We start from the raw sequence: 6,734 nt of genomic DNA on the forward strand, positions 1-6,734 counted from the left end.
GACGGTGGATGTTGATAACGTTACCAGCACTGCGCCGGACCACCATGGGAGGCGCCGACGGCGAAGGGCAGGTGCCGCGATGCGGCGGATGGTTTCCTATGGGCACTCGTGGGTGGACGGCGATGGCGCCTCCGCGGACGGGACCTGCCTCGCGGCCCTGGTGGCAGCCCGCCTTGGGCTGGAACTGGACAACCGGGGCGTGGGCGGAAGCAGCAGCACTGGAACGGCAGCGCTGGTCCTGCAGGACACTCCCCCACCGGCCGTCCTGTACCTGGTGATGACGGGACTGAACGACCTTCGCCTGGGTGGCGGCTCGCCGTCGTCCCTGCAGCAGTATGAAGACGCGCTGCGGACGATTTTCGGCGCGGTCCGGCAGGCCTCCCCCGAGGCCCTGGTGGTGGCCCTCGCCCAACCGCACCTGCTGGATTTCAGCCTGCACGCGCCCCACAACCGCGGCTCCAACGCACTGGTGGACACCTACAACCTGACGCTCAGGCGCATCGCTGCCGCACATCGGGGCGTTGTGGTTGTGGAGCCGGACGGCTGGGACGCTGCCTCCATGCTGGATGCGGACACCGTCCACCCGAACGACGCGGGCCATGCGTGTCTGGCCCGCGCCGCCGTCGTGGCCGTTACTGCTGCATGGCAATGACGAGGCCGGCCCAGGTCTGGGGCACCGCGCCGAGGCCGCGCCCGTTCTCAGGGTTCCAGTACTCGGCCCAACCGCTGGCGGTGGCACCCTTCGCCGTGAGCTCCGCCAGTGCAACGCTTTCCTGTTCCATGCCAAGCCGTTTCAAGGACTGCTGGAAGAGATAGTTCAGCGGCGGCCATGCCGGGCCACGCCAGTACATGTCCGGATCATAGGCAGGGTGGTTCCTGGCGACGTTGGCCGGGCCGAACGCGGCGCCGAACCGGGCCGGATCCGTCAGTTGATCCAGGGCGGCCCGGGCTTTGGTTTCGTCCGCTGTGACCAGGGCGCCCATGACGCCGTCGCTGATGGGGATCCTGGCTGACGGTCCGCCGCCCACCATGGCAAGGTCGGACCAGAGCTGTTCCTCCCCGTCCCAAAGGTGTTCATCCATGGCAGCAGCCAGTTCCGTTGCCCGGTGCTCGAGCTCCGCGTCGCCCGTGACTATGGCGAGTTCTCGGAAGTTGAAGGCGGTGTAGGCGTTGAACGCTGCCGGGCACGCCACGAAGCTGGTGGACCAGGTGGCTGCGCCGTCGTCGGAGAAGGAGACGTCCTGCATGCGCTCCTTGTTCCAGGCCGTCCGGGCAGGGCGGCTGTAGCCCTCCTTGGTTCGGCCCGGAGCGCCCCAGTCATCCCAGCGGGGCGAGTGGTCGTTGCCGGCCTCCCAGGGGTGCACCACATAAATGAGCCCCTCGGGGGTGCGCCGTTTATCCCACAGCCAGTCCAGTCCTTCCCGGGCCTGCATCAGGAGGGCCTGGGGCAGTTCGATGCCCGTCTCGGCCAAGACCCTGACTGCGTGCCCGAACATCGGCGGCTGGGTCAGCGAGGACGTTCCGGCCAGCGGGCCAAGCCAGGTGTCCGGGCCCTCGCCGCCGTAGCGCATGTGCGGCACCATCCCGTTTGCCAGCTGTCCGGCCAGGACGGCTTCGAGCTCGAGCGAGGCCCGGCTGTCGCCCAGTCTCGCCCAAATGATGGCGTGAAAGCATGAGTCCCACAACCACAGGTGCGGGTAGGTGCCGGGATTGGGCACGCTGTAGCCGTGGTCCGGGCGCCAGTGCCCCTCCATCAGGCGGCGCACGTCGTCGGCGAGTCCCGCCGTCGTCCTGTCGTGTTGCCAAGCGCTGTCCTGCTGCCCGATCACCCTTTCTCAGCCCCGGCGGTGAGGCCCTCGGTGAGGAGGCGTTCGGCTGCGAAGAAGATGACGATGATGGGCAGCGTGAGGATCACTGAGCCGGCCATCAGCACGGTGGTGGGAACTTCAATGCTTCCCGCGAGCTGGGACAGGCCCAGCGAGACGGTCCAGCTGGGCCTGGTGTTGACCAGGAACAGCAGGGCGAAGAGAAACTCGTTCCAGGCGATCATGAAAACGAACAGGCCGTTGGAGATGATCGCCGGCATCGCCAGCGGCAGGCTGATCCGCCGCAGCACGCCGAGCCTGCTGCACCCATCCAGGGCAGCGGCTTCCTCAAGGCTGGTGGGAATGGTGTCGAAGTAGTTGCGCAGCATGTAGATGGTCACGGGGATGACCTGGGCAACGTACACGATCAGAAGCGCTACCAGTTGTCCGCGAAGTCCGAGCCGTGTGAAGAAGGTGAACAGTGGAATGGCCAGCAGGATGCTGGGGAACAGGTAGACGGCGAGGAACAGGGCGCTGACCTGGCGGCGGCCGAAGAAGTTGAGCCGGCTGATGGCGTAGGAGCCCGGGATGGCGACTATCAGCGAAATCAGCACGGTGCCCAGCGCCACCATTGCGCTGTTGCCCATGAACTTCAGGAAGCCCTGCCCGCCGTCTTCCTGAGGCGTGAGGATGTTTTGGTAGGAGCTCCAGTTGAGTTCGCCGAAGGGGATGACCAGCGAGCCTGGGTCCCTGAGCAGCGAGTCCAAGGGCCGGATGGAGAGGATGAACATGTAGTAGAACGGGAACAGGGTCACCAGCACCAGGCCGATAATCACAACCCAGCGGAGCACAGCGAAGATTTTTGTTTCGACGACGTCCCGGGTCCATCGAGAGCCTTCAGGCGGCCTTGAGGGGGAGGCCGGGCGTCGCGTTTCGACAGGAACAGCCATCAGGAGACCTCCTCTTTCTTGGCAAAGAACTTGATGTAGATTCCCACGAAGAGGCCGAGGATGAGGGCCAGCACGAGTGCCTGGGCGGATGCTGCCCCGATGTCGCCGCGGGCGGTCAGGAAGTTGAATACGGTTACTGCCACCACTTCGGTTCCAGCGCCGCCGCCGGTCAGCAGGTAGATGTCATCGAAGCTGTTGAACGTCCAGATGAAGCGCAGGACGGAGAGCATGGCGATGGTGGGCAGGAGTTGCGGAAGGATGATGTGGAAAAACCGCTGGATGGGAGTGGCGCCGTCAACCCGGGCAGCCTCCTCCAGGCTCTCCGGTACGGCGTTGAGCCTGGCGGTAAGGAACAGGAAGGCAAACGGGAAAGACCGCCACATCTCGAACACAATGACGGCGATCAGCGCGGTGGGGACCTCCACGTTCAGGCCCAGGATTGACACTTCCCTGGCACGTTCGCTGAGGAACGGAATTGATTCCTCCCAGCCGAACAGGCGTTTGCCCCAGTAGTTAATGAGGCCGAACTGGGGGTCAAGCATGGTGGTCCAGGTGAAAGTCACAGCCACGATGGGCGAAACATAGGGGATCAGCATGGAGGCACGGATCAAGGTCCTGCCCTTGAAGGGCTTTCGAAGGGCGAGTGCCGCGATGAGGCCGAGGATGATGGCTCCGGCGGTGCCAAAAATGGAGTAAGCGAGCGTGGTGCCGAGCGACGTGAAGAAGCTGCTCGAGAACACGTTGTCGAAATTGGCCACCGTGTAGGGACCAAAAATGCCCGCAGTCCGGATATTCAGGATCCGGACCCGCTGGAAAGCGAGGACCAGGGTCCAAAGGATCGGCAGGACCACCATGACCAAAACCAGGATCAGCGTGGGGGAAAGCAGGGTGATGCCGGCGCGCTGTTCTTCCCGGGCCATCGGTGAAAGCTTGCGGCGCCCCCGCAGGCCGGCGGCGGATGCCGCCGGACCTGCAGAAGCGTCCTTCTTGGTGGAACTCACTGCAATGAATCCTTGATGGACTTAAGGGATTCCGCGGCCTGTTTGGCAGCGGTCTGGGGGTCAACGCCGCCGGAGGTCACATCGCTGACGGCCTTGGCGATGGGCAATTCGCCCAGCGCTGCCCCTACCAGGTCGCCCTGGCCCTGGGTGATGCCCCAGCGCCGCAGCTCATCGGGACCCTGCTCCAAAGCGGAGAGGACGTCTTCTGAGTAGAAGTTGCCCAGGGGCTCCTTCTTGTCCACGCCTGCAGGCATGGTCTTCCACTTGTCTGCGTACTCGGTGGGATTGTCTGCGGTACCGGCACGGACCGGGAGCCGGCCCTCAGGGGCGATGGAGAGCCAGTCAACGTAGCCCTCGGTCATGAAGTACTCCACGAACTTGCGGGCAGATTCGGAGGCGGAATCTTTGGTGACCGTCCAGGAGACAACCTCGCCGAACTGGGCCGGCTGGTCACCGTCAGGGCCTTGAATGCCCGTGACGACGCCGGTGTTCTTGGCAAGGAAGGCGGGGTCTGCCGCGCACTCAGGGCACGTGGGGGCAGCGTCGTTGCGCAGGCCGGCCATTTCATCCAACAGGAAGGTGGACCAGATGGACATTGCAGCCTGGCCCGCGAAATAAGAAGCCCGGACGGTATCTACGTCCTGGGCGCCAGGAACGGAGTAGTCGCGGAGCATGTCACGGTAGAACTCCAGTGCCCCCACGCACTCCGGGCTGTCGAAGGTTATATCGCCCTGGTCGTTGACCATCTCACAGCCGTTTCCCTGGGCAATGTGCTCGAAGGTCTGCTGGGTGAATGCCTCGCCAGGCTTGTTGGCCGCCGCAATGCCGGCCAGCTGGGGAGTATCCAGCTTCTGGGCCGCTGCCTTGATGTCGTCGTAGGTCTTCGGCGCTGCGATGCCGGCCTTCTCGAAGAGGTCCTTGCGGTAGTAGAGCAGCTGCTGCCAGGAAGAATCCGGGACTGAAAGCTGCTGATCGCCATCACGGGTCAGCTCAAGGGCCCGGGGGGAGAACGTGCTTTCGTCCAAGCTCTCGACGATCGCCTTGTTGGTGTCGGCGTCCACAAGGTCGTTTGCCGCGAGCGTGCGGACCTGGGCCAGGGAAATGGAGCCGATGACATCCGGAAGGTCCCCTGCCGCGGCGGAGGAGGTCAAGACCTGGTTGAACTGGTCCTCAGGGACACCCACCAGGTCAACCTTCACTCCTGTGGCAGCGGTGAACTTTTCAATGATGGCCTCGGTTTTGGCTACCCGGTCAGGGAGTGTGTCGGCCGTCCACACAGTGATGGCCTGCGCCTCACCATTGGGGCTTTCACCGTCGTTCGTGCCTTCGCTCTGCGTGCAGCCTGCCAGCATTGCCATGGTCAATGACGCCGCTGTCAGTACGGTCATCGTGGACCGGCCTCTGGTTTTCATCACTTAGATGCTCCTGTCTATGACGGCCCCGGATGTGGTGCCGCGATTCGCGCGCTCGCTCCTTTTCCTTCCGGGCGGACCACTTCGGCCGCGCCGTCAGAACAGGTGCTAAAACCCCGCCCGGCATGTGAGGGCAGTCACAGGCCGGAACTTGTGCCTAAAGGCTATCCAAATGTTGCCTAGTTGTCTAGCATTAGCTGCAGGGCCATTCGACATGGGCGGGACAGCCTTCGGCCTTATGCCCTGCTGAAGCACCTAGGATTGCAAGAGTGCCTTTTGAGCGGTAGGAGCCTTTTATGTATGTGGGACCCGGGGATGTCCTTCAACTGATCCGGTCCGGGCAGGCCCGGACGCGCGGTGACATCCAGGAAGAAACGGGCATGTCCCGCATGACCGTTGCCCAGCGCGTGGATAGCCTGCTCAAGGCCGAGCTAATCTTCGAGGCGGGAACTGCCCGGCCTTCGGGCGGCCGCCGGCCCACGGACCTGGCTTTTAATTTCCAGCACTCCTGCACCATCTCCGCCTCGGTGGAAACCACGTCCAGCCGGGTGGCCCTCACAGACCTTGGGGGCACGATCCTGGTGGATGAGCACTTGGATACTGCCGTGGCTGATGGTCCGGAGAAGGTGCTGCGCGCCATTACCGAAGCGGCGCAGCGGCTACTGAAGCGCTCGAAGACCCCAATCGCCAAAGTCTCCGGAGTCGGCATTTCCATCCCCGGCCCCGTCGACCCACAGACGCTCCGGCCCTCACAGCCGCCCATCATGCCCGGCTGGGACGCCTACCCGGTCGTTGAACTCATCCAGGAAGCGTTCCCCGTGCCCGTCCTGGTGGAGAACGACGCCGACGCCATGGCCGTGGGCGAGTACAGTGCGGGGTTTGCAGGCATCAGCTCGCTGTGCCTGGTTAAGGTGTCCACCGGCATCGGCACCGGCCTGGTGATTGACGGCAAGGTTTACCAAGGTGTGGACGGCGGAGCCGGCGACATCGGTCACGTCCGCCACCCCGCCTTCGCCGACCTGCAGTGCCAGTGCGGCTCCTTCGGGTGCCTCGCTGCCGGTGCCAGCGGTGGTGCCATCGCCCGGAAGCTCACCGAGCTGGGCATCAGCAGCTCCTCTGGCCGCGACGTGCGCCAGCAGCTCGTCGCCGGAAACATGGACACTATGCGGCTCACGCACGAGGCCGGCCGCCGCCTGGGCGAAGTAATGGCCACGGTGGTTTGCCTGCTCAATCCAGCCGTCCTTCTCATCGCCGGCGATCTGGCGTCGTCATCGCTGATCGGCGGAATCCGGGAAACGCTCTACCCCATGTCGCTCCCCCGGGCCACCCGGCACCTGGATGTCCGGCTGGCCAGCTTGGGTGAGGACGCCGGCATCCGTGGAATGTCCTCGCTCCTGGTGAACCAAGTGTTCTCCTCGGGCGCGGTTAACGCACGACTCGCCTAGCTGTATTGACCTGAGAGGTTGGTGACGCGGCTGGCCGGTGGCTGACCTTTGAGTGAGGTGTGGCCTCGATGATGATTGTAGTGATGGAGCCAGTCGGCGAAAGCGGCAACACGCTCGGTCT

The 6,734-nt window shown here is 64.3% G+C and carries 6 protein-coding genes and 1 pseudogene; 2 read left to right on the forward strand and 5 right to left on the reverse strand.

Going from position 1 to position 6,734, the window contains the following annotated elements; all coding sequences use genetic code 11:
* The first annotated feature begins 79 nt into the window (after positions 1-79).
* On the forward strand, positions 80-652 hold the full coding sequence (locus tag M8J71_RS22745; RefSeq protein ID WP_256250138.1) for an SGNH/GDSL hydrolase family protein: 573 nt from the start codon (positions 80-82) through the stop codon (positions 650-652).
* Here the strand turns inward: M8J71_RS22745 and M8J71_RS22750 are convergent.
* Genes M8J71_RS22750 through M8J71_RS22765 form a run of 4 tightly spaced genes read right to left on the reverse strand, consistent with a single transcriptional unit; the run spans position 633 to position 5,168 of the window.
* Entirely contained in the window at positions 633-1,829 is a 1,197-nt protein-coding gene (locus M8J71_RS22750; protein WP_256250139.1) for an MGH1-like glycoside hydrolase domain-containing protein, read from the reverse strand. The two genes, M8J71_RS22745 and M8J71_RS22750, sit on opposite strands and share 20 nt — an antisense overlap.
* Positions 1,826-2,755: a carbohydrate ABC transporter permease gene (locus M8J71_RS22755; protein ID WP_256250140.1), complete on the reverse strand. Its 930-nt coding sequence runs from the start codon at positions 2,753-2,755 to the stop codon at positions 1,826-1,828. Before M8J71_RS22755 ends, M8J71_RS22750 begins: the two co-directional genes overlap by 4 nt.
* A complete protein-coding gene (locus M8J71_RS22760) occupies positions 2,755-3,756 on the reverse strand; it encodes a carbohydrate ABC transporter permease (RefSeq protein WP_256250141.1) in 1,002 nt (333 codons plus the stop codon). Before M8J71_RS22760 ends, M8J71_RS22755 begins: the two co-directional genes overlap by 1 nt.
* Entirely contained in the window at positions 3,753-5,168 is a 1,416-nt protein-coding gene (locus tag M8J71_RS22765) for an ABC transporter substrate-binding protein (RefSeq protein ID WP_256250143.1), read from the reverse strand. Before M8J71_RS22765 ends, M8J71_RS22760 begins: the two co-directional genes overlap by 4 nt.
* Before the next feature lie 296 nt (positions 5,169-5,464).
* On the opposite strand from M8J71_RS22765, the gene M8J71_RS22770 reads away from it, so the two are divergent.
* Entirely contained in the window at positions 5,465-6,613 is a 1,149-nt protein-coding gene (locus M8J71_RS22770) for an ROK family transcriptional regulator (RefSeq protein WP_256250142.1), read from the forward strand.
* Here the strand turns inward: M8J71_RS22770 and M8J71_RS22775 are convergent.
* Positions 6,610-6,734 (reverse strand): annotated as a pseudogene (locus M8J71_RS22775) (IS481 family transposase); the annotation flags it as partial. The gene M8J71_RS22770 and the pseudogene M8J71_RS22775 sit on opposite strands and share 4 nt — an antisense overlap.

Source organism: Pseudarthrobacter sp. R1, from assembly GCF_024494415.1.
GTDB lineage: Bacteria > Actinomycetota > Actinomycetes > Actinomycetales > Micrococcaceae > Arthrobacter.

Bases quoted from the DNA above. Each gene is read 5' to 3' on its own strand.
- M8J71_RS22745 (WP_256250138.1), top strand. From the start codon at position 80: ATGCGGCGGATGGTTTCCTATGGGCACTCGTGGGTGGACGGCGATGGC.
- M8J71_RS22755 (WP_256250140.1), bottom strand. From the start codon at position 2,755: ATGGCTGTTCCTGTCGAAACGCGACGCCCGGCCTCCCCCTCAAGGCCG.
- M8J71_RS22765 (WP_256250143.1), bottom strand. From the start codon at position 5,168: ATGAAAACCAGAGGCCGGTCCACGATGACCGTACTGACAGCGGCGTCA.
- M8J71_RS22770 (WP_256250142.1), top strand. From the start codon at position 5,465: ATGTATGTGGGACCCGGGGATGTCCTTCAACTGATCCGGTCCGGGCAG.